A 23,166-nucleotide genomic window follows, 5' to 3' on the forward strand; every position below is an offset into this window, starting at 1 on the left:
AGCGCTTTCATTTATCCATGAAAAATGTTCTATGATGTTTCATAATTAGTACTTTAGTATTTTCCCAACACGATGTATGCAAAGTTCCTCGCATTTTGCCATACATTCTAACATATGTATTAGTTTCTCATTGAGAAGTATACGATATTCCCCCTGCTTATTAATGTTTTTTAGCGAGAAATTTATTTATTTAAAACTAGCTTAACTAATTCGAATGACATATACCATCTTATTTTTCCATGTATCTTTCGGCCTTCAAACGAACAAAAACCACAGGTCTTTTCTATCATTCAGGCGATTTTAACCCAACCACTTATTCGAAAATGCTACAATTTTTCATAGATTACGTTAAATGAGTGAAAGGAGCATATATGAAAATAAGAAATTTGTTTTTATGTTTATCTATTTTCTTCATTCTGGCCGGTTGCGGTGGAAAAGAAACAGCAGATGAGAAAGGAACTCTTTCAAATGAAGCGATTGAACTTGCTGAATCAAAAGAAACTAATACGGAGCAACAGGATGAAATGATAGATGATGAGGATATGATAAAGGATGAAGAAAAAGATAGTGAAGAAGTGGTCGTTCAACCATTACCGCAAACTCTCGCTGAATTAGCAGAGCGTCTTCCAGGAAAAACGGAGTATGTTGGGATTCTTAGAGAAGAAGAACAAAAGGAAATGGATGAACTGACGAAACATTTACCCGATATTTCTGGCGAACCTTCCAAGCAACAATTAGATGCTTATTACAGTGAGTTACTGGCTATTTTCCAACAAGATTTTCATGGTCCCGAGGAGCTAATTGCTTCATTGAGATTTCAAGCGATTGGTAGCCCGGACATTGACAATCCCCGTATGCAATTTAAAGAAAATCTTAATGTACTCGTTTTGCTTGACGCATCGGGAAGCATGAATGCGAATCTTGGCGGCCAAACACAAATGGAAGCTGCCAAGACAGCAATTACCAACTTTATGAAAGAATTACCGATAGATACGAATGTTGGGCTACGAATATACGGACATGAAGGAACTGGCAGCGATGCCGATAAACAATTATCATGTTCGAGCAGTGAACTCGTTTATCCGCTAACCCCCTACACTCAAGCGGACTTTCAAGCGGCCTTGGATAAAATAAAACCGGCAGGTTGGACACCGATTCAGCTTGCTTTAAATGAGGCTGAAAAAGATCTAGCCCCATTTAAAGGTGAAGAAAATACAAATATCGTCTACCTCGTTAGTGACGGGATTTCCACTTGCGACGATGATCCAGTCACAGCCGCTAAATCCCTTTACAATTCAGATATTACTCCGATCGTAAATGTAATTGGTTTTAATATTGATCATGAAGGGCAGAAACAATTGAAAGAAGTGGCAAAAGCAACGGAAGGATCTTATCGGGATGTACAAAATGCTGAAACTCTCCAAGATGAGTTGAATCAAGCGAGCGAAGTCGCTAAAAAGTGGGAAGACTGGAAAAAGAAGCAGGGTGTTAGTTTAGAACATGATCGGATTCGCAATTGGCTTGCCATTTTCGGTTATGATACGGATGAAGAAAGAAAATGGATCGATGAACGTCAACAAGTCGGATTCGCCTTGCAATATTTACAGCAAGATAAAAAATTAATGTCTCAGGAAAGCCGTCAGTATTTAGCCAATAAAAATCGCGAATACCACGACTGGATTGAAGCAGAATATAAAAAGCTAAAAGCCGAGTTGCATGCACTCAATGATGGACAAATCAATGATGCGATCCAAATGCTTGAAGAAAAATACCGAGATAACGCACCAGAATAGATGGGGCTGTCCAATAAGTCCTTAAAATGAGACAGGTGGAAAAAAACAAAACTGAAAAATTCCTCCTAATTCAGGATCTATTCATACTATTGATTTCCGCTCCAGGCGGACGCTTACCGCTCCAATCAACGGAACCTGCCAAAAATTAACATTCAGGCTAATGGAGACAGGATTAAAAAAGGGATAATTATTGTATACATTTTAAATGGGTATATACTATGATTCAAAAACTACAATCAATGATTCTCAGTCCCTATATGGCGATTTATGATTTAGTTTATTCAAGAGATCATCTGTTACGTAATATTAACGATTTGGTCAACTTCTTCTATTTTCACTGATTGAAGATTCCAGCATTCTAGTTGGTTGTTGCTTGCAGTGCAGGCGCCGACTCTTGCGGGAATGACATGAGCCTTGAGATCCCGCAAGGCGCAGCGACTGAGGAGGCTCAAGCCATGCCCCACGGAAAGCGTGCGCCGGAACGGAAAGCAACAGACCGGTGACATCGTTCGAGTTTTTCGTTGATGTAATCTTTCTTTATATCCTTTTTTTGATCTTCCATCAAATTTTTTAAAAAGCAAATGGGGAAAAACGATGCGTTTTTCCCCATTTGCTTTTTAAGCACGATTCAATTAGTCCCTATTCCTTTATTCTTTTCATCTTGGTTCAATGATGAGCTTAATCGCCGTTCGTTCCTGACCGTCGATTAAAATATCTGTAAATGCAGGGATACAAATTAAATCAACACCGCCAGGGGCGACAAAGCCTCTTGCAATCGCGACTGCTTTTACTGCTTGATTTAATGCTCCTGCCCCGATCGCTTGAATCTCTGCGTTGCCTCTTTCACGGAGAACTCCTGCCAGCGCGCCCGCTACGGAATTAGGATTGGACTTTGCTGAAACTTTTAATATTTCCATTTCATGTTCCTCCTTGTCATTTCCCCATAGCGATTGCCTTCATCAGCTACAATCGCGTGAAAACCTTCCATTGCTACTATATTCAGGAGGAATATGAACTATTCCGGTTTGTCCGCAGGAGTGAAGAAATCGTTTTTTTATTATTCAAAAAATGGGTGATCATCGTTGATGACGATCGTTTCAATTGATGACGCTTTGCCAGATTGGTTATCCACACGAATCAAGCAAGCACATAATTGTTTTCTTCCTGCTTTTGGCACTTCAAATCGGACAGGAAGTGCTGTTAAAAAGCGCTGAAGCACTGCGTTTCTTTCCATTCCAAGAATCGCATCATACGGACCCGTCATGCCGACGTCTGTCATGTAGGCCGTTCCGTTCGGTAAAATGCGCTGATCCGCTGTCGGTACATGTGTGTGTGTACCGATCACCGCTGTCACTCTTCCATCTAAGTACCAGCCCATCGCCTGCATCTCACTCGTTGCTTCCGCATGAAAATCAACAAAAATGATATTCGTTCGTTTCTTCGCTTGTTCAATGAGCTGATCGGCTTTTTTAAACGGACAATCGAGCGGTGGCATGAATGTTCTGCCTTGTAAATTAATGACCGCTGCTTCGATTTCGTTTATTTTAATAAAAACCAAGCCTGTACCTGGCGTATCTTCAGGGAAATTAGCGGGTCTTACTAAATATTTCGCTTGATCAATAAACTCAAAAATTCCTTTATTATCCCATGCATGATTTCCAAGGGTAATCGCATTCGCACCGGCTTCTAAAAATTGTTTATAAATCGCTTCTGTGATCCCTCTGCCGCCAGCCGCATTTTCACCGTTAATGATCGTTAATTGCGGACGATATTTTCTTTTTAATTTTGGTACATATTCTTTAATCATTTCTCTTCCAGGTGAGCCAACGACATCACCAACAAATAAAATATCCATGGAAAATCCTTTCCGTTCAACATTAGTTTTTTCATCTTATTTTACCGCAGAAAAAAGCGGTGCACAATGCACACCGCTTTATTTTGCGTATTCGACTGCTCTCGTTTCACGAATAACCGTCACTTTAATATGTCCTGGATAGTCAAGATCGTCCTCAATCCGTTTACGAATATCACGCGCAAGTCGATGAGCTTCCAAATCATTGATTTGCTCAGGCTTCACAATGATTCGTACTTCTCTTCCTGCTTGGATTGCAAATGACTTCTCAACTCCGTCATAGGACTCAGAAATCTCCTCGAGCTTCTCTAGACGACGAATATAGTTTTCGAGTGTTTCACTTCTTGCACCTGGTCGCGCCGCTGAGAGAGCATCGGCAGCTGCCACAAGGACCGAGATAATCGATGTCGGTTCTGTATCGCCATGATGTGATGCAATACTATTAATAACAACTGGGTGTTCTTTGTACTTAACCCCTAGTTCGATTCCGATCTCTACATGACTACCTTCCACTTCATGGTCAATCGCTTTTCCGATATCATGAAGAAGTCCTGCGCGCCGTGCAAGTGTTTCATCCTCGCCAAGCTCCGCTGCGAGCAATCCGGATAAATAAGCAACTTCAATGGAGTGCTTTAATACATTTTGACCGTAGCTTGTCCGGTATTTCAAGCGACCGAGAATTTTAATTAAGTCAGGGTGTAACCCATGAACCCCCACTTCGAAAGTTGTCTGCTCCCCAACTTCACGAATATGCTCGTCTACTTCTCGTCTTGCTTTGTCCACCATCTCTTCAATACGAGCCGGATGAATCCGACCGTCTTGAACGAGCTTATCAAGCGCAATTCTCGCTGTTTCCCGCCTAATTGGATCAAAGCCTGAAAGAATCACTGCCTCTGGAGTGTCATCAATAATTAGATCAATACCAGTAAGTGTTTCAAGTGTACGGATATTTCGGCCTTCACGTCCGATAATCCGTCCCTTCATCTCATCATTTGGCAAGTTTACAACAGATACGGTTGTTTCTGCTACATGTTCAGCTGCACAACGCTGGATCGCAAGCGATAAAATGTTTTTTGCTTTTTTATCCGCTTCTTCTTTTGCCCGCGTTTCACTTTCCTTAATCATTAAGGCTGTATCATGAGCAAGCTCTTTTTCTACGCTAGCAAGAATGATGGATTTCGCTTCATCCTTTGTTAAACTTGAAATACGTTCCAATTCAGTCTGCTGTTTACGGATTAATTCCTCCACTCTGCTTTCCATCTCTTCAATATGTTGTTGTCTTTCATTAAGAGATTCCTCTTTCTTTTCAAGAGTATTTTCGCGCTTGTCAAGCGTGTCATCTTTCCTGTCGAGGTTCTCCTCCTTTTGCAATAAGCGATTTTCCTGTTTTTGCAGCTCATTTCTTCTTTCACGAAGCTCGCGTTCAGTTTCAATTCGAAGTTTGTGATTTTCATCTTTTGCTTCTAACAGGGCTTCTTTCTTCAAAGCATCCGCTTCTCGTACCGCATCTTCAATAATCTGTTCAGCGGACATTTTCGCACCTGTGATTTTTGCTTCAGCAATTTTCTTGTAAATGAAATAGCCAACAACTACACCGGCGATTAGGGCAAGCAAAATGGAGATGATGTCAATGGCATCCATACTTTCACCCCCTCTTGCTTTCAACTTGTATCATGCTTCTAACATGTCGGCTAGTACATTGTTGTAATATACAGAGCCAAGCTCAATTATTCATGCTAAAAAAATGGAAAATATACATGTTAATTTTATAGTTGTAGGGATTTATTGTCAAGGGAATAACCTTTTTCTTATAGAGAAAACAACCTTTTATCAGTGGAGAATGGAAAATACCTCATTTGATAAAAAAAGATTCTGTAAATTAGACAAAAATCGAACATCATTATAATATGAAAAAGGTTCAAATCGTTACGATTTGAACCTACTTTTCATCTGATTCTTTTACACTTACTCTTCTAATAAGGATAACTCTTCTTGTTCCTCGTCTTCTTGAGCAAACTGTTCTTCATCCAATCCGTAATGGGCACGAATTTTAACCATAATATCGTGTTTAACATCGGGATTTTCCTTTAAGAAAATTTTGGCGTTTTCTCGACCTTGACCAAGGCGTTCTTCATTATACGCATACCACGATCCGCTTTTTTGAACGATGTCAAGTTCGGAGCCTATATCAATAATTTCTCCTTCACGAGAAATTCCTTCTCCATACATAATATCAACTTCCGCTACACGGAATGGTGGAGCGACTTTATTTTTCACAACTTTTATTTTCGTTTTATTTCCGACAATGTCTTGGCCTTGCTTCAATTGCTCGGCACGACGAACTTCAAGGCGAACGGAAGAGTAGAACTTCAGCGCACGTCCTCCTGGTGTTGTCTCAGGATTTCCAAACATAACTCCAACTTTCTCACGAATTTGGTTAATGAAAATAGCAATTGTGTTTGATTTGTTAATAGCACCTGATAGTTTACGAAGAGCTTGTGACATCAGTCGCGCTTGAAGCCCGACGTGAGCGTCACCCATTTCCCCCTCAATTTCCGCTTTAGGAACGAGTGCGGCAACTGAGTCAATAACAATGATTTCAATTGCTCCGCTTCGTACTAACGCCTCAGCGATTTCAAGCGCCTGCTCACCCGTATCGGGCTGAGAAAGGAGAAGCTCATCAATATTTACTCCTAATTTTTGAGCATACACAGGATCAAGCGCATGTTCGGCATCGATAAACGCCGCTGTACCGCCATTTGCTTGTACTTCCGCGATTGCATGAAGTGCAACTGTCGTCTTACCCGATGACTCTGGGCCGTAAATTTCGATGACCCTTCCACGTGGATATCCACCTACTCCAAGGGCAACATCCAATGCAATCGAACCACTTGGAATTGTTGAAATTCTGCGATCCGTTTGTTCACCTAACTTCATAACGGAACCTTTACCAAACTGCTTTTCTATTTGTTTTAACGCCATATCTAATGCTGCTTGACGATCACTCACAATTTTTCCTCCTTCAATAAAGTTATCACTATAAAAACTAACTGATTTTGCACTCACATAAGTTGTCTCATTACAAAACCTATCTTTATTATACCGTTATTCATCGATATTGCAAGCAAAAAGCGAACGTTTATTCGTTTTATTTCCAAAAAATAAGACTAGTATATTTTCACTTTTATTACAAAAAAATAGAGAGCCATCGGCACTCTATTTGTATTGTTTGTAAGTTGTTTAGCTATTGAAATACGAGACGGCCGCCGCTATAAAGAAATTCACATGGCGGTAAACGTGAGACCCCATAGGAGCTCATTTAAAGGAACGAAGCCTAAACGTGTAGCCGACAGCTTCGTAGCCAACATCCTGTTGGCCCGAGACTCACGTGCCCCCGAAAAGCGTCCGCCTGGAACGGAAATCAACGGTGTTTACTTCCCAGATTCGATTTATTTCAACTTATATAGACCTTGTACCTTGATGAAAATAAAGATACCATCGTGTATGTTCATAACGCCAAATAGAACTTCTTAATGATTTGGAGCCATTAGATTTTGATTCTGTATGATACGTTACATGGGCACTGTGCTGTGATAATGATTTTACATGGAAACTCGTAATAATATAAGGATTTTCAACTTTTCCCTCATCGTCTATGAGACTTAATTGTGCGTTCTTATCATATACTTTACCCGATGTTCCAAATTCACAAAATTCCTCTGACAATATCGTTTTATAATCCTTTAGTCGAGCATGCATCAACTGTTTTTCTAATGTTAAAAGCGTGGCTTCCAACTCTCTCAATAATTTCACCCGCGCAACCGTGATATTGATCATATAAAAGCATCGATTAAACCGATAATCTATTTATCAAGTAATTCCTGTAATAAAAAATGGCAACCGTATTTAACAGAACGTTTTCTATTTCCATTTCTAGCTCCTGCAAGCTTTAATAAACGAGCTTTAGCGGGCTCGCCTTTAAAGGAGATACCGATCCAAACTGTTCCGGCTGGTTGGCCTTCAAGCGGATCTGGTCCAGCCGCACCTGTAAAGCTAATGCCGATATCTGTTCCAAGCTTCTTTCGAATATTTTCTGCCAGTTCAAGCGCACATTGCTCGCTGACAACTCCGTGAGTTTCAATCGTTTCTTTTTTTACATCGCACAATTCTATTTTTGAATGATTTGAATAGCAAACGACACCACCGATAAGCATCGTGCTTACACCGGTAACAGCTGTCATTTCCGATTGAAACAAACCTCCGGTAAGGCTTTCAGCAGCTGCAACCGTTAGCTTTCTTGCCTCTAATATTTTTAATAGCTCTTTCATTAGCGATGTGTCATTATATCCATAGAAAAATTGACCGACTCTTTCATTGATCTTCTTTTCTACTTCTTTAATCATTTCGAGGGCTGCTTCTTTATTTTCGTGCCGAGCAGTAATTCGTAGTGTCACCTCTCCGTCTTCCGCTAATGGGGCCACCGTCGGATTAGACTGTTCTTCTAGAATATCTATGATGACCTCTTCTAGTTGTGCTTCACCAATTCCAAAATAGCGCAGGACGAGCGATTCGATTCTTTCAGTACTTTCCATTTCGTTCATAATCGCTGCACGGCCATATTTTCGGAACATCGGCTGCATTTCATGCGGAGGTCCGGGGAGCAACATAAAATATGTATTCTCTGTGGATATAAACATTCCTGGTGCCATTCCGTGCTCATTTGGTAACACTTTGGACCCTTCCACGACAAGTGCTTGTTTTTTATTATTTTCGGTCATTTCACGTCCAGTTTTTGTAAAATAATCTAATATCGTTTTTAAAGCAAGTTCGTCAGCAACAAGCGTTTTTCCAACATGTATAGCAATCGTTTCCTTCGTTAAATCATCTTTCGTTGGCCCTAGTCCACCGGTAAAAATGATTAAATCAGCACGTTCTTCCGCTTGACAGATCGCCTTTTCTAATCGTTCCGGATTATCGCCAACGACTGTATGATGATATACATTTACTCCAATTTCAGCGAGTCGCGCCGAAAGATATTGTGCATTTGTATTGGCAATTTGCCCTAATAAAAGTTCTGTTCCAACCGCAATAATTTCAGCATTCATCATGACAAGTCCTTTCGCTATTTACTTTGAGTTCTTAAACACATCTCGATTTTTATGGAAATATTCATAGCCAGACCAAACTGTAAAGATCATTGCAACCCAAAGAGCGATCATCGCAAATGGGAAGCCAATTGCCTCAAAGGGCGCATTTTTAAGGAGTAATGCCGCAATCGCGATGATTTGTGCCCACGTTTTAATTTTGCCAAGCATATTTGCTGCAACGACTTCTCCTGTCCCTGCCAAAATCAGCCGTAATCCGGTAACAGCAAACTCTCGGCTAATAATGATGATCACGATCCAAGATGGAGCAAGCTGCATTTCGACAAGAACAATTAATGCAGCTGATACGAGTAATTTATCGGCTAATGGGTCAAGAAACTTTCCTAAATCGGTCACTAGTTGATATTTTCTAGCAAAATATCCATCAACCCAATCTGTAACTGAAGCAAAAATAAAGATTAACGCCCCAATAAAATGAGCGACGTCCATATCCGTACCTAAAAATTGAAAGCTTCCCCAACCAAATGGTGCAAGCATCATGATTAAAAATACAGGTATGAGTAAAATGCGTGATACAGTAATTTTATTTGGTAGATTCATCGTTCTTCCTCCTGAAAAAATAACCGCCGACAAGCGGCGGAAGTCAATCAAATTATTCCTCAGTTTGCAACATGATTTTAACATACTGCGTAATGTTTTGCTGTGGAGCAAGCTCATATTCCAAGCGTTCGCCATTGATATAAATTTCGGCATCCGGTGCCTTGCCAATGGTTATATACGTTTCTGATTGTCCAGTCAGATCAACCGATTCTGTTTCTCCATTTTTCAATTCTCTGGAAAAAACACTCTGATTATTCTCGTTTTTTATCTCGAACCACGAGTTTCCAGGGTCTGTCGCCTTTACTTCAATGACAAATTCCTGCGCTTGAGCAAGTGAGTAGGTCGTCACATTACCAGCAACACTCTCTGCTTTTAACACTTGTGCTGGTGGCTCAGGCTGCTCATCCGTCTGTTCGTCTTCTGTGTCAGCATTTTCATTCATCTCATCTTCATTGCTTTTGGCTGGATCTTCTTTTTGCTGAGCAGCCTCATTTGATTCCGTAATATTGACGGGGTCTTTTCCTTGATTTGTTCCCGTCTTATTACTGAAATTATAGTTTTTTATAACGATAAAATAAATGAAAACAATGAGTGCTAAAATAGCAATTCCGAAAATAATTTTCGGGAAAAGTTCAACGAGCTTTGAATAATTTGTACTAACAGAACTGCGTGATTGCACACGAGAAAGCTGCTCGGGCAGATCATCCTCATATGCGGGCGGAATATCACTTTTAAATTCATCAAATAATTCTTCGGGATTTAATCCAACTGCTTCCGCATATTGCTTAATAAAAGCACGCGCATAAAACTTACCCGGCATAATCGAATAGTTTCCTTCTTCGATTCCGATTAAATATTTCTTTTGTATTCTTGTCATCCGCTGAAGCTCATCCAAGGAAAGGTTTTTCTCTTCCCTCCTTGCTCGCAGTCGGCTTCCTAGCTCCGTCAATGAACACACACCTTCCCTTCCTAAAAATCAAAACCAAATCCTGGTTCACTAAATTGATTCTGTTCTACAATTTCATATGTAATTTCTTCTTCCGGACTATTGCGAAGCTCGATAATATAATCGAAATCTTCGATTGAATATTCCGAGTGCTCAACAAAAATATCTGGATGTTCAATCACTTTTACCGCAGGCAATCGCATAATTTCCCTCACAAGTTGCCAATGCTGTTCATCAGCGCGATGCCTTGACACAATTCCATCGATAATAAAAATGTTTTCGGAACTATATTCATCACGAATCAACTGCTTACGAATCGTTTGTTTTAATAAAGTCGATGATACAAATAACCATTTCTTATTCGCACAGACGCTAGCCGCAACGACTGATTCTGTTTTACCAACGCGTGGCATCCCGCGAATTCCAATTAATTTATGCCCCTCTTGCTTAAATAACTCAGCCATGAAATCAACGAGCAATCCTAATTCATCCCTAGCAAAACGAAAGGTTTTTTTATCATCCATATCACGCTGGATATAACGACCGTGTCGAACGGCAAGACGATCCCTTAGCTTTGGCTCACGTATTTTGGTCACTTTGATTGTGTCAACCGTTTCTAGGATCGATTCAAGGCGGAGGATTTGTTCTTCATTGCGAGCACGTATTAATAAACCGCGTCGACCACTGTCTAAACCATTGATACTGACAATATTAATCGATAACATCCCTAATAAGGAGGATATATCTCCTAATAATCCAGGGCGGTCAATCGTAATTTCATATTCCAAATACCATTCTTTTCTTTCCATGCAAACCTCTCCCTAAAAGTGCGTGTTCTAAAAAGAGGATAAAAAGGACCGAAAAGTTCGAAGCGGCACAGCCTTGAGCAGCACAGCGTATGCAATTTAATACGTAGGCTTCAAGCCTGTACAGGATGTACATTCCGTATTGCCCAAAGGACATGGGGGATTTAACGGAAGTTCCCTCTCGCCAACGAGGAGATTCGATGTGTCATTTTTACCGGACTTTTTGAACATCCTTTATAAAGGTATTCCTTGCCGAACTTACATATTCTCATGTTGTCTAGCTTATATGATAGCTGATTTCGGATCAAGAAGAAAGAAAAATATCCCATAAAAAACATGGCTATATATAAAAAAGAGAGGAAAGAATCCTCTCAATATTCGCAAAAGTAAATTAATGCGTACTATTATTATCTACTAGCTTGACCATTGCACTCGCAATCGCACGTTGTTCATCCTCCGATGCAACGGACCAAAGGTCTGATAATACTCTTTCTTGTTCATTTTTAGGGTCGACTTTCTTCGCTAAATAATCCCCTACTTGAAATGCCAATTGATTAATGATCTTTTGTGACATTCCTTGATCCTCAGCACCATCAATTCGATCTCCAAGAAAGTTCTTCCATTGATCCCAATTATTTAAAACTGACATCCAATTCACTCCCTTAATTTAATGTTCAAATTTATTATGTGCTTTGGAGAATTCATTATACATCTGATAAAAATTAAGTATACATACCGCCATTAACCGCTAACACTTGCCCAGTAATATAATTGGATTTATCAGAGAGTAAAAAAGCGGTCGCTTCCGCAATTTCTTCAGGCTGTGCCAAGCGCCCAACAGGGATTTCGGATTCAAGAGCGGCCAACTCTTCATCCGACAACCAGTCGATCATTGCTGTTTTCACCGCGCCTGGTGCGATACAATTAACACGTACACCTGATGTCGCAACTTCTTTGCTTAATGCTTTCACAAAGGCAATTTGTGCACCTTTTACGGTTGAATATAACACTTCACACGCCGCACCGGTTTGTCCCCAGATTGAGCTAATCATGATGATTTTCGCCGATTCATTCCGCATTAATTTGGGCAAAAGCTTTTGCGTTAATGTGAGCGGACTTTTCACATGAAGCTGGAGCATCCGATCAATTGTTTCTTCACTCATATCGATTAATAATCCATATGGAGCATCCCCGCTTGCATACACAATCGCATCGAGCTGAAAAATATTTTCACAAAGTGTTGTTACACCTTTTCTCGTTGAGAGATCAGCTTGGATGGGTATCACTTCGATTGAATCGCCCCGCAATTCATCGTGTAAGGTCTTCATCCTTTCTTCCCCTTGATGATAATGTAAATATAAATTCCATCCTTCATGTGCAAGCAGTTTGGCAATTGCTTGGCCAATTCCGCCGCTTGCTCCCGTAATTAAAGCAAATTTCCCCATTGATTCACCTTCTCTTTATGAATGAAAAGAGCCCCGGCAATCGATACCGGGTGCTCGGATATGTTTATTTTTTCGGTACAACATGGCATGTTGTCATTCGATCCTCAGTAAAGAAATGACTGGCCATATCAGTTAAATCACTAAACGTTAGCTGTTCGAGTGTTGGCACAACATCGAATAAATTCATCTCATTGAAAGCATAGCGTGTAAATTGGTTGGCGATATATTCAGGTGAATTAATTGCCCGTAAAAATCCGCCGATCCGCTTTTTCTTTGCTCTTTCCAAGGCCTCTTCTGAAAGATGCATTCCCGTTTTTGCCTCAAGCATAATCGATTGAAGCTTTTCGGTAAGCAAATCCGGATCTTTCGTATCGCTGCCAACCATCGCAAAACCAAATCCTTGCTCTTGCGTATAGTCAAACTGGAATGTATCATCTATTATTCCACTATTGTAAAGCTCTTCATATTTTTTCGAGCTTTTGCCAAACAATATATCCATCAATAAATGAACTGTTAACTCGTTTTTCAGCATTTCCTTGCCACTTATATCCGTTTTCTCTGCTTTTACGCCGACGAGACATTTCGATGTTTGTACATTCATTTCTAATACTTGCTTTTTCGTCGCCACTTCCTTTGGCTCCTCTTCAAAATGACGAACGATCGGCCGAGCTTGCTCATCATCTCGTTTGCTCTGCTCAGTTCGAATAAACTCCATCATCTCATTCGGTTCAAACGGACCTGTAATAAATAAAAGCATATTGCTTGGATGATAAAACGTGTAATAACATTCATAGAGCAAATCAGCTGTAATATGAGAAATCGATTCAATTGTTCCAGCAATATCCGTTTTGACTGGGTGATGATGGTACATATTTTCAATCACACCGAAATAAAGCCGCCAGTCAGGATTATCATCATACATTGTAATTTCTTGCCCAATGATGCCTTTTTCTTTTTCAACCGTTTTTTCTGTGAAATACGGTTCTTGAACCATATTAAGCAAGGTCGTAATATTCTTTTCTGTGTTCGATGTACTGGAAAATAAATAAGCCGTTCTTGTAAAGGAGGTAAAGGCGTTCGCTGATGCCCCTTGCTTTCCAAATTGTTGGAAAACATCTCCATTTTCCTTCTCAAACATTTTATGCTCAAGAAAATGTGCGATCCCATCCGGAACCCTTTTAAGCTCCTTTCCATCTTTCGGAATAAACTGATCATCAATGGAGCCGTATTTCGTTGTAAATGTGACAAATGTTTTATTAAATCCCGGCTTTGGTAATAAATAGACTTGCAAGCCATTTGTTAATGTTTCATGATAGAGCGTTTCGTTTAATTGGCGAAATTCAATTTCTTTCATGCTTGCCCACCGTCCTCTCCAGCAAGGAAATAAATCGTATCTAATTGAATTTTTTTACCAACGTTAATGATTTCCTCCCGCGTCGTTTGGGCAACACGATCTAACCAATCGGAAACTTGCACGTTCGTTCCTGCAACAACGTTATGATAGAACACTTCTATTAATCCTCTCGCAGAGTCAACGGTTTCCAAAAACTGGTTTTGAATAACCGCTTTCGTCTGCTCTATTTCTTCATCGGTAAAATCTCCAGATTTCATTAAATCCATTTGTTCTTTTATAATTGCCACTGCTTTTTCATACTTTTGATTTTCGATTCCCGACATGACCATTAGAAGGCCTTTATGACTTTCCACTCTGCTCGCCGCATAATAAGCGAGGCTTTGCTTTTCTCGAACATTGATAAATAATTTGGAATGTGGGAAACCGCCATAAATGCCATTAAACATTTGCAAGGCAAAATAATCAGCATCACCATACGTAATATTCGTTCGATATCCGATGTTCAGCTTCCCTTGCTTCACTTGTTGAACTTCCTTTACTTCGTTGACCTTATCAATTTGTTTAAGCGGAGTTTTCGCCATTGCTGGAGCTTCCGTTTTATCAAATTGGAATGGTTGGCAATATTGTTCAACCTTTTCCATCTCTACATCACCGATAATGTATAAATCAAGTTCATCTTCACGTAACGCTCGTTCATAATAATCGTATAATGTTGCTGCCGTTATCGAATCAACTTGATCTAATTCGCCATTAACTGGGATGGCATAGCGTTCACCAGCACACATTTCCTCTACGAGACGTGTACTAGCATAACGCATTTTATCATCATAAAGTGACTCAATTCGCTGCTTTAAATTTCGTTTTTCCTTTTCGACTGTTTCTTCATCAAATAAACCGTTTTCGCTGTTAGGGTGTAGCAATACTTCCCGTAAAAAATCAATTCCTTTTTGAAGAAGAGGAGTTTGCTCTTGCAAAAATTTCTCATTTGCAATTTCGATAGTAAACGTAATAATATGATATTCCCCTTTTTTTCCTAAATCTGTATAAAAAGCAGTTCCATATAAATCATCAAGATAGGAGCGAAGAGCTGTTGTTGTTTGATAGTTTTTTGTGCTGCTTTGTAATACATGAGGTAAAAGGGCTCGATATGTAACCGTATCCTCTTTAAGCGGAGATTTCATCTTTAAAACAAGTGTATTTGTTTTATATTTATCTGTTTTAATTACGTGCAACGTATAACCTTGTTTTTTAACGACTTGTTCATTTACAAGTTGCATGTGGCACTCCTCCAATTTAAAACATATTCACTATTATGTTTACTATACATGCTTCGGTCATTATAGGGCAATGATTTCCAACCGATTGCCCGTTCATTCATTTAAAAACATGATTCGTTTACTCTTAATCCGTTTCACTTTATATTATGTTGAATCAAACATCTTATTCAAAAAAAGGACCAGACATTCAAGAAAATGTCAGATCCTTTAAGCTTAGTAGCTAGCATCATTCAGGCTTTTTCTTAGCTTGAATTATCTTTTTCCTTTTATATATGGTTGTCCCAATGCTTTTGGTGCATCAGCACGACCGATAAATCCGGCCAATGCCAAAATTGTTAATACATACGGAGCGATAAGCAGGAATACAGATGGTACGTTTTCTAAAAATGGAATCCGTGAGCCGACGATGCTTAAGCTTTGTGCGAATCCAAAAAATAACGCCGCACCCATTGCACCGAGCGGATGCCATTTTCCGAAAATCATGGCAGCTAACGCCATAAACCCTTGTCCAGTAATCGTTGAATAACTGAAATCAAGTGTAATCGACTGTGCATAAACAGCACCACCTGCGCCTCCGAGTACTCCTGATAGGAATACACCGATATAACGCATCAATGTAACATTAATCCCCATTGTATCAGCTGCCATCGGATGCTCGCCGACGGACCGTAACCGTAAGCCAAAAGGCGTTTTAAACAAAACATACCAAACGACAAATGCGGTAATGATCGCTACATACGATACGTAGGAAACATTGCTGAAAAATAGTTTTCCGATGATCGGAATATCACTTAAAAATGGAATATCAATCTTGCGGATATTTGTAAGAATCATTTCCGTTTGCGCTTTTCCGTACATCTTTTTCACAAGGAAAATCGATAATCCTAATGCCAGGAAGTTGATGGCGACTCCACTGACGACTTGATCCGCCCGAAAGGTGATTGAGGCAAGACCATGAAGCAATGAAAAGATGCCCGCAATGATCATCGCGAATAAAATCGATATCCACGGTGTGGCTGCACCGAACATATCGGCTGTTCCTAAGTTAAACACAATGGCACTAAAGGCACCAATCACCATTAATCCTTCAAGTCCAATGTTGACGATACCGGATCGTTCTGAAAAGACGCCTCCAAGTGCCGTGAAAATAAGTGGTGCAGCTGCCATTATAGATGAGGAGATGATGATAGCTAAAAGTGTCATAATATCCACTTATTTCACCCCCCTTTTGAAGCGATTAATCAGCCATTTAATCATATAGCTTGAAGCAACAAAAAAGATAATTAACGCAATGACGATTTCAACAAGTTCCTTTGGAACATTCGCTTCTGGCATCATGAGCGCACCTACTTTTAACGCACCAAATAAAAATGCAGCTAGCACAACGCCGATCGCCGTATTTGCACCGAGAAGGGCGACAGCAATTCCGTCAAAACCGACGCCAGAAAAACCTGAATGAATAAAGGCATTGCCAAATGTCCCAAGTCCTTCCATCGCGCCAGCTAGTCCAGCAAAGGCACCTGAAATAACCATGGACAAAATAATATTTCGATTGACACTCATCCCCGCATACTCAGAAGCATGCTGATTAAAACCAACGGAACGCAACTCAAAGCCTGTTTTCGTTTTTTCTAAAATAAACCACATAATAATTGCAGCAATAAAAGCTAAATAGATTCCGTTATGCAAGGTAGAATAATCGGTGATGTTTTCAAAAAATGGAGACCATAATGACGCCGATCCATGAATGGCCGGAGTTGAATCTTTCTGCTCTGATAACACATAACGAATAAGATAATTTGTCATATGCAAAGCAATGTAATTCATCATAATGGTCACAATGACCTCGTGTACACGAAGCTTTGCCTTTAAGAAGCCTGGGACAAATCCCCAAATGGCACCAGCCGCAGCTGCGACAAGAATGGCTAATGGAAGATGAATAAATTTTGGGAGTTCGAACGCTAAGCCGACCCAAACGGATGCAACCCATCCTACGAGCAACTGCCCTTCTACTCCAATATTGAATAAACCCGTGCGAAAAGCAAAGGCGACCGCTAAGCCGGCAAATATGTACGGCGTCATTTGTCGCAATGTCTCACCAAAATAATATGATTCACCGAAAGCGCCTCTCCATAATGCTGCATAACCAGCGATTGGATTATATCCGCTAATCAACATAATGATTGCGCCAACGAGTAAACCTAGAATGACGGCGACGACCGGAATTAATAAATTTGAAAATCGATTAGACATGCGCATTTTCCCCCGCTTCCACGCGCTTCGACCCAGCCATTAGTAACCCAAGTTCTTGCTCCGTCGTTTCCTCCGGTTTGACGATGGCTACGATCTGCCCTTCATAAATAACCGCGATTCTGTCACTTACATTCATAATTTCATCCAGTTCAAACGAGATCAGCAGGACGGCCTTGCCTTTATCCCGTTGTTCGATAAGCCGTTTATGAATAAATTCAATCGCACCAACATCCAATCCTCTCGTCGGCTGCGCAGCAATTAGTAGATCAGGATCTCGATCGACCTCTCTGCCGATAATCGCCTTTTGCTGATTTCCTCCTGATAAGGCACGTGCCGGCGTAAATTCACTCGGAGTTCGTACATCGAATTCTTCAATGAGCACATTCGCTCTCTTATAAATTTCCTTAAATTGCAGGATGCCTGCTTTTGAAAAAGGCTGCTTATAATATGTTTGCAGCACCATGTTTTCACCAATTGGAAAATCAAGTACTAAACCATGTTTATGGCGATCTTGAGGAATATGCCCGAGTCCGGACTCAGTGATTTTTCGCGGCTTCATATTTGTAATATCATTACCGTTTAAATGGATTGATCCACTCTCACTCTTACGTAATCCCGTAATCGCTTCAATCAATTCGCTTTGACCGTTTCCATCAACACCAGCGATTCCGACAATTTCACCTGCCTGAATATGTAAATTTAAGTCACGAACTGCTGATACACCGCGTGCATCATGAACGACTAAATCATCAATGGCTAGAACGGTACCTTCAGGCTTTGCAGGCGTTTTTTCGGTCGTAAATACAACTTCCCTACCGACCATTAAATTGGCAAGTTCATTTGCATTCGTTTCTTCCACATTCACCGTTCCAATCCCTTGTCCTTTTCTCATTACCGTCACGCGATCGCATAATTCTATAATCTCTTTCAATTTATGTGTAATTAAGATGATCGATTTCCCTTCCTTAATGAGCGCCTTCATAATTTCCCCCAGCTCTTTAATTTCCTGCGGGGTTAATACAGCTGTTGGCTCATCAAAAATGAGAATGTCAGCACCTCGGTATAATGTTTTTAAAATTTCCACCCGTTGCTGCATTCCGACAGAAATATCCGCGATTTTCGCTCGGGGATTTACCTCTAAACCATATTTCTCCGATATTTCTTGAACATTTTTTTCTGCCTTCTTTATATTGATGGCCACACCTGACTTTGGCTCCTGACCAAGAATAATATTTTCCGTAACGGTAAAAGTGTCTACAAGCATAAAATGCTGGTGAACCATACCAATCCCTAACTGATTAGCAATTGTTGGGCTAGAAATCGTCACCTTTTTTCCATTTACTTTTATTTCCCCTCGTTCAGGCTGGTATAAACCAAATAAGACATTCATTAAGGTCGATTTCCCTGCCCCATTCTCACCTAGAAGGGCATGGATTTCACCTTTTTTTAGCTGCAATGTTACATTATCGTTAGCTACAATCCCTGGGAATTCTTTGCGAATATGTAACATTTCGATTGCGTAATCCATCATTGCCCACTCCTTACGTTTGATCATTTTACAAAGGTCCGACCACAAAGCCGGACCTTATCGTTATCATTTCTTTAATGTAGTTGGGACTTCAATTTCACCATTTTTAATTTTTCCCTCGTATTCTTTTACTGCGTCTAATACTTCTTGTGTTAAATGTTCATCAGAATCAGAAATCTTAATCGCGTTTTCTTCAAGTCCATATTGAACATTTTCACCTCCAGGGAAGTTTCCTTCTTTGGCGGAATTCGCTAAGTCTTTCACCGCTACATCGACACGTTTAACCATTGATGTTAATGTAATGTTTTCCGTTTTATCGCCGACTTTTACATCGCCTTCTGGATGCTGATCACGGTCAACCCCAATGACCCATACATCCCTGCTTGGATCTTTTTGCTTTAAGTTTTTCGCTTCTGTGAACACACCAAGCCCAGCTCCACCTGCTGCATGATAAATAATATCTACCCCTGAACCATATTGCGCAGCCGCCATCGATGTTCCTTTTGCTGCATCTGTAAATGTGCCTGCAAATTCAATTTGCACCGTTGCATCTTTATTTACCGCTTTTACCCCTGCTTCAAACCCAGCAGCAAATTTATTAATCAAATCACTTTCAATTCCACCGATAAAACCGACTTTATTTGTTTTCGTCATTAATCCAGCGACAACACCGACGAGGAAAGATCCTTCATGCTCCTTAAACGTAAGACTAGCTACATTGTCCTTACCTTCAATTACATCATCAACGATAACGAAATGATTATCCTTGCGTTGATCGGCAATTTTTGAAATCGCATCCGTTAATTTAAAGCCGACTCCATAAATAACGTTGAAATGATTTCTGACAGCAGTATTCAAATTCGTTGCATAATCCGCATCTGTTTTTGATTCGTAGTAATTAAAACCTTCTGTTCCTTTTTCCAAATTATGTTCTTTACCGAACTCCTGTAATCCTTCCCAAGCAGATTGGTTAAATGACTTATCATCAACTCCGCCTTCGTCTGTCACCATTGCAACTGTAAAGTTCTTATTTTCGTTTGCACCTTCTTTTTCGTTGTCCTTTCCACCTTGCTTATTTCCGCTTGTCCCACACGCTCCAAGAATTGTACCCGCAGCCAAAATGAGTGATAGCGTGAAACCAAGTGTCCGCTTTTTCACTTAGAGAACCCCCTATTGTATTAGATTTAACAGAAAATTCATTAGATATGCGATGCATCTCTATATATCATTCCTGCTAATCGAAAATACTATAACACTTTTTTTATGATAAATAAATTATTAAGTATAGGTCCTTCCTCATAAAAAAAAGCGCAAGCGCTCGTTTAGCGGCGTACAAACTGAGCCAACAGGATGTTATTGTATCGGCGTTGCCACAGGACGTGGCGATCCTAGTCGACGATCCTTAAAGGAAACACGACGAAAAATTTATTCTTTCCTTTCTTTTGGAAGGGGCTATCACAGAAAGTAGGTGAAAACTGACTTTCTGTGATAGCCCCTTTTTCATGTTTGAAGATATAAAGAAAGATGACATCAACGAAAAATTCGAACGATGTCACCGGTCTGTTGCTCTCCGTTCCGGCACACGCTTTCCGCGGTAAGCGTGTGCCGGGAGGGAAATCAACTGGATGAATAGATCCTTGAATGAGAGGACTTTTTCAGTTTGTTTTTCTCCACCTGCTTCATTTTAAGGACTTATTGGGCAGCCTCTTTAAGATGTATGCTCTTCAGCTTGCTTTGGTACAAGTACTGTTCTTGGCTTACTTCCTTCATATGGGCCAACAATTCCTCGCGCTTCCATTTCATCAATGAGACGGGCTGCTCTCGTATAGCCAATTCGAAATCGACGTTGTAACATTGAAACGGATGCGGTTTGCATTTCAGCAATTAACTGAACCGCTTCATCGAACAATTCATCCTCTGCTTGTCCAGTAACTTCAGGAACATCATCAGGAATCATCTCTTCTTGATATTGCGCTTTTTGTTGGGAAATAACAAAGTCGACAACTTCTTCAACTTCTTGATCAGATAAAAATGCCCCTTGTACGCGAATCGGCTTCGTTGCTCCAACTGGTTGGAAGAGCATATCGCCTCTTCCAAATAGTTTTTCAGCACCGCTCGTATCAAGGATCGTACGTGAATCAATTTGCGAAGAAACAGCAAAGGCGATTCTTGATGGAATATTCGCTTTGATTACACCCGTAATGACATCAACAGATGGGCGCTGTGTCGCAATGATTAAATGAATACCGGCCGCTCGTGCCATTTGCGCTAATCTTGTAATCGAGTCTTCGACATCATTTGATGCGACCATCATTAAGTCGGCCAACTCATCAACAATTACGACGATGAATGGTAAAAGTGGCTGTTTTTCATCGTTTTCATGATTTAATCGCATCATATATTCATTATAACCTTCGATATTTCTCGTTCCGGTATGGGAGAATAACTCATAACGTCTTTCCATTTCATTGACGACTTTTTTCAATGCTTGCGATGCTTTTTTAGGATCTGTTACAACAGGAGCAAGCAAATGAGGAACACCGTTATATACATTTAATTCAACCATTTTCGGATCGATCATCATCATTTTCACTTCATGTGGTTTTGCCCTCATTAATATACTAGTAATGATCCCGTTAATACATACACTCTTTCCGCTTCCCGTTGCACCAGCAACTAATAAATGGGGCATCTTATTCAATTCAGCAACGACAGCTTGACCAGTAATATCCCGACCTAAACCAATCTGCAACTTCGCTTCTGGCTTATCATGTTCTTTTGAATCAAGCACTTCTCGAAGCGAGACAATCGCAATTTCAGAATTCGGCACTTCGATCCCAATCGCCGATTTTCCAGGAATTGGTGCTTCGATCCGAATCCCCTTCGCAGCCAAAGCAAGAGCAATATCATCGCTCAAACTTACAATCCGACTGACCTTCACTCCAGCTTCTGGATGTACTTCATATTTTGTTACCGCTGGACCTAAATGGACTTGCGTAACTTTTGCCTTTACACCAAAGCTATGGAATGTGCGTTCAAGCTTAGCGGCATTTTCATGAATCATCTTATATTCGCTGCTTTGATCCGTTGTTTTTGAACGTGTTAACAAGGAGAGTGGAGGAAGTTGATAATCTTTATTTTCCAATTCAGTAAACGTAATTGCCGGAACAAGTTCATCTTCTTCGATGATTTCTTCTTTTTCGGTATTTTTGGTCACCTTTTCTACTTTCGGTTCATCGATGGGATAAGCCGTTTCAGTAAAGCTCGAAATAATTGGCTCTGAAATAAGCGGCTCTTCCGGTTCTTTGGTCGCATCTTCTTTGATGAAAGCTCGTTCACTTTGCTCGATCTTTTCATCCTTTTTCCGAGCTGTGTTTTTCTCCTTTCTTTCCTGTTTCCATTCTTTTATATCTTGTTTAACCACTTTCCATTGCTTGGAAAAAAACGGTGCTATTTTTTTCCCGATCACGATTAGTACATCACCAAGCGATCTTCCAGTAATTAAAATAAGCCCAATTAATACGAGAAAGAAACTTAAAATTTTTGCTCCTAAAGAATCGAACAAAAAATACGTAAAAATAAGCAAAATAGCTCCTGTTATGCCACCGCCAAGATCAGCGACCGCTTCACCTACTTTATGATGTTGATAGTTTTGGATAAACTGCGAATGAGTAATATTCCAAATGCTATTGCTTTCAATATCACCGCTAGCTATTTTCAAATCTACAAATTTTATGTGATTTAATAATAGAATACAAGCAAAAATTAAATAGATTCCAATTAATCGACGGTTTAATAGTTTAGGCCATTGGCGTTTAACAATCATAAAGCCTGCTAAAGCGATCACGCCTAATATTCCAGCCATATACCATTCACCGAATAAATAATAAAATGGAATCGCAAAGGAAAATAGCTTATTGCCACTTACAATCGCAATAACGCTTAGTGCAATTAATATAAGTCCAATAATTTCAATTTTTAGCGTTTGATTCGTTTGCTTTGAGTGACGGCCTCTTCTTCTTTTTCTCTTAGCCATATTATCACCTTTATCATTCATATTTAGATCCATTTTGCTGCATAGGCACTTAGAATATTATACCATATTGACTTCCGTAAGAAATGTGTTGCGCATTAAGAAAATTGAGGACCTTTTAATCGTAACGATTTGATTAAAATGAGAAAAGTAGGTGAGAAAAAATGTTTCTTC

19 protein-coding genes are annotated in these 23,166 nt (G+C 40.0%); 1 reads left to right on the top strand and 18 read right to left on the bottom strand.

Going from position 1 to position 23,166, the window contains the following annotated elements:
- Positions 1-371: 371 nt before the first annotated feature.
- Positions 372-1,793, top strand: a complete 1,422-nt coding sequence (locus tag KHA95_RS05680) for a vWA domain-containing protein (RefSeq protein ID WP_213136514.1) — start codon at positions 372-374, stop codon at positions 1,791-1,793.
- A 656-nt stretch (positions 1,794-2,449) separates the two neighbouring features.
- On the opposite strand, the gene KHA95_RS05685 is transcribed toward KHA95_RS05680, so the two are convergent.
- From KHA95_RS05685 to KHA95_RS05770, 18 genes are all read right to left on the bottom strand, one after another.
- Positions 2,450-2,710, bottom strand: coding sequence for a stage V sporulation protein S (locus tag KHA95_RS05685; protein WP_213136515.1), 261 nt, complete (start codon positions 2,708-2,710; stop codon positions 2,450-2,452).
- Between the two features lie 140 nt (positions 2,711-2,850).
- Positions 2,851-3,648, bottom strand: coding sequence for a TIGR00282 family metallophosphoesterase (locus KHA95_RS05690; protein ID WP_213136516.1), 798 nt, complete (start codon positions 3,646-3,648; stop codon positions 2,851-2,853).
- Positions 3,649-3,726: 78 nt separating this feature from the next.
- The gene (rny, locus tag KHA95_RS05695; protein WP_213136517.1) at positions 3,727-5,286 is read right to left on the bottom strand and encodes a ribonuclease Y; all 1,560 of its coding nucleotides are present in this window, start codon (positions 5,284-5,286) and stop codon (positions 3,727-3,729) included.
- Between the two features lie 324 nt (positions 5,287-5,610).
- Complete coding sequence (gene recA / locus KHA95_RS05700) at positions 5,611-6,654, bottom strand: recombinase RecA (protein ID WP_213136518.1); 1,044 nt, start codon at positions 6,652-6,654, stop codon at positions 5,611-5,613.
- Between the two features lie 450 nt (positions 6,655-7,104).
- On the bottom strand, positions 7,105-7,449 hold the full coding sequence (locus KHA95_RS05705; RefSeq protein ID WP_213136519.1) for a nuclear transport factor 2 family protein: 345 nt from the start codon (positions 7,447-7,449) through the stop codon (positions 7,105-7,107).
- 59 nt (positions 7,450-7,508) lie between these two features.
- On the bottom strand, positions 7,509-8,750 hold the full coding sequence (locus tag KHA95_RS05710; RefSeq protein WP_213136520.1) for a competence/damage-inducible protein A: 1,242 nt from the start codon (positions 8,748-8,750) through the stop codon (positions 7,509-7,511).
- A 21-nt stretch (positions 8,751-8,771) separates the two neighbouring features.
- Positions 8,772-9,350 (bottom strand): CDP-diacylglycerol--glycerol-3-phosphate 3-phosphatidyltransferase, encoded by a 579-nt coding sequence (gene pgsA / locus KHA95_RS05715; protein WP_213136521.1) that lies wholly within the window; start codon positions 9,348-9,350, stop codon positions 8,772-8,774.
- Between the two features lie 52 nt (positions 9,351-9,402).
- A complete protein-coding gene (locus tag KHA95_RS05720) occupies positions 9,403-10,299 on the bottom strand; it encodes a helix-turn-helix domain-containing protein (protein ID WP_213136522.1) in 897 nt (298 codons plus the stop codon).
- A 20-nt stretch (positions 10,300-10,319) separates the two neighbouring features.
- Positions 10,320-11,105, bottom strand: coding sequence for a DUF3388 domain-containing protein (locus KHA95_RS05725; protein WP_213136523.1), 786 nt, complete (start codon positions 11,103-11,105; stop codon positions 10,320-10,322).
- 388 nt (positions 11,106-11,493) lie between these two features.
- Complete coding sequence (locus KHA95_RS05730) at positions 11,494-11,751, bottom strand: DUF3243 domain-containing protein (RefSeq protein WP_213136524.1); 258 nt, start codon at positions 11,749-11,751, stop codon at positions 11,494-11,496.
- 73 nt (positions 11,752-11,824) lie between these two features.
- Positions 11,825-12,547 carry an elongation factor P 5-aminopentanone reductase gene (gene ymfI, locus KHA95_RS05735; protein ID WP_213136525.1) on the bottom strand — a complete coding sequence of 241 codons (723 nt, stop codon included), beginning with the start codon at positions 12,545-12,547 and terminating at the stop codon, positions 11,825-11,827.
- Positions 12,548-12,611: 64 nt separating this feature from the next.
- Positions 12,612-13,901, bottom strand: coding sequence for an EF-P 5-aminopentanol modification-associated protein YfmH (gene yfmH / locus KHA95_RS05740; RefSeq protein WP_213136526.1), 1,290 nt, complete (start codon positions 13,899-13,901; stop codon positions 12,612-12,614).
- Positions 13,898-15,178 (bottom strand): EF-P 5-aminopentanol modification-associated protein YfmF, encoded by a 1,281-nt coding sequence (yfmF, locus tag KHA95_RS05745; protein ID WP_213136527.1) that lies wholly within the window; start codon positions 15,176-15,178, stop codon positions 13,898-13,900. The genes yfmH and yfmF overlap by 4 nt, the downstream gene beginning before the upstream one ends.
- 252 nt (positions 15,179-15,430) lie before the next feature.
- A complete protein-coding gene (locus KHA95_RS05750; RefSeq protein WP_249316672.1) occupies positions 15,431-16,381 on the bottom strand; it encodes an ABC transporter permease in 951 nt (316 codons plus the stop codon).
- 9 nt (positions 16,382-16,390) lie between these two features.
- A complete protein-coding gene (locus tag KHA95_RS05755; RefSeq protein WP_213136529.1) occupies positions 16,391-17,431 on the bottom strand; it encodes an ABC transporter permease in 1,041 nt (346 codons plus the stop codon).
- Complete coding sequence (locus KHA95_RS05760) at positions 17,424-18,959, bottom strand: ABC transporter ATP-binding protein (protein ID WP_213136530.1); 1,536 nt, start codon at positions 18,957-18,959, stop codon at positions 17,424-17,426. The genes KHA95_RS05755 and KHA95_RS05760 overlap by 8 nt, the downstream gene beginning before the upstream one ends.
- 66 nt (positions 18,960-19,025) lie before the next feature.
- Positions 19,026-20,117 (bottom strand): BMP family lipoprotein, encoded by a 1,092-nt coding sequence (locus tag KHA95_RS05765; RefSeq protein ID WP_213136531.1) that lies wholly within the window; start codon positions 20,115-20,117, stop codon positions 19,026-19,028.
- A 550-nt stretch (positions 20,118-20,667) separates the two neighbouring features.
- The gene (locus tag KHA95_RS05770) at positions 20,668-22,995 is read right to left on the bottom strand and encodes a DNA translocase FtsK (RefSeq protein WP_213136532.1); all 2,328 of its coding nucleotides are present in this window, start codon (positions 22,993-22,995) and stop codon (positions 20,668-20,670) included.
- Positions 22,996-23,166 lie beyond the last annotated feature (171 nt).

Origin of the sequence: Bacillus sp. FJAT-50079, assembly GCF_018343515.1 — a bacterium.
Taxonomy (GTDB): domain Bacteria; phylum Bacillota; class Bacilli; order Bacillales; family Bacillaceae_C; genus Lederbergia.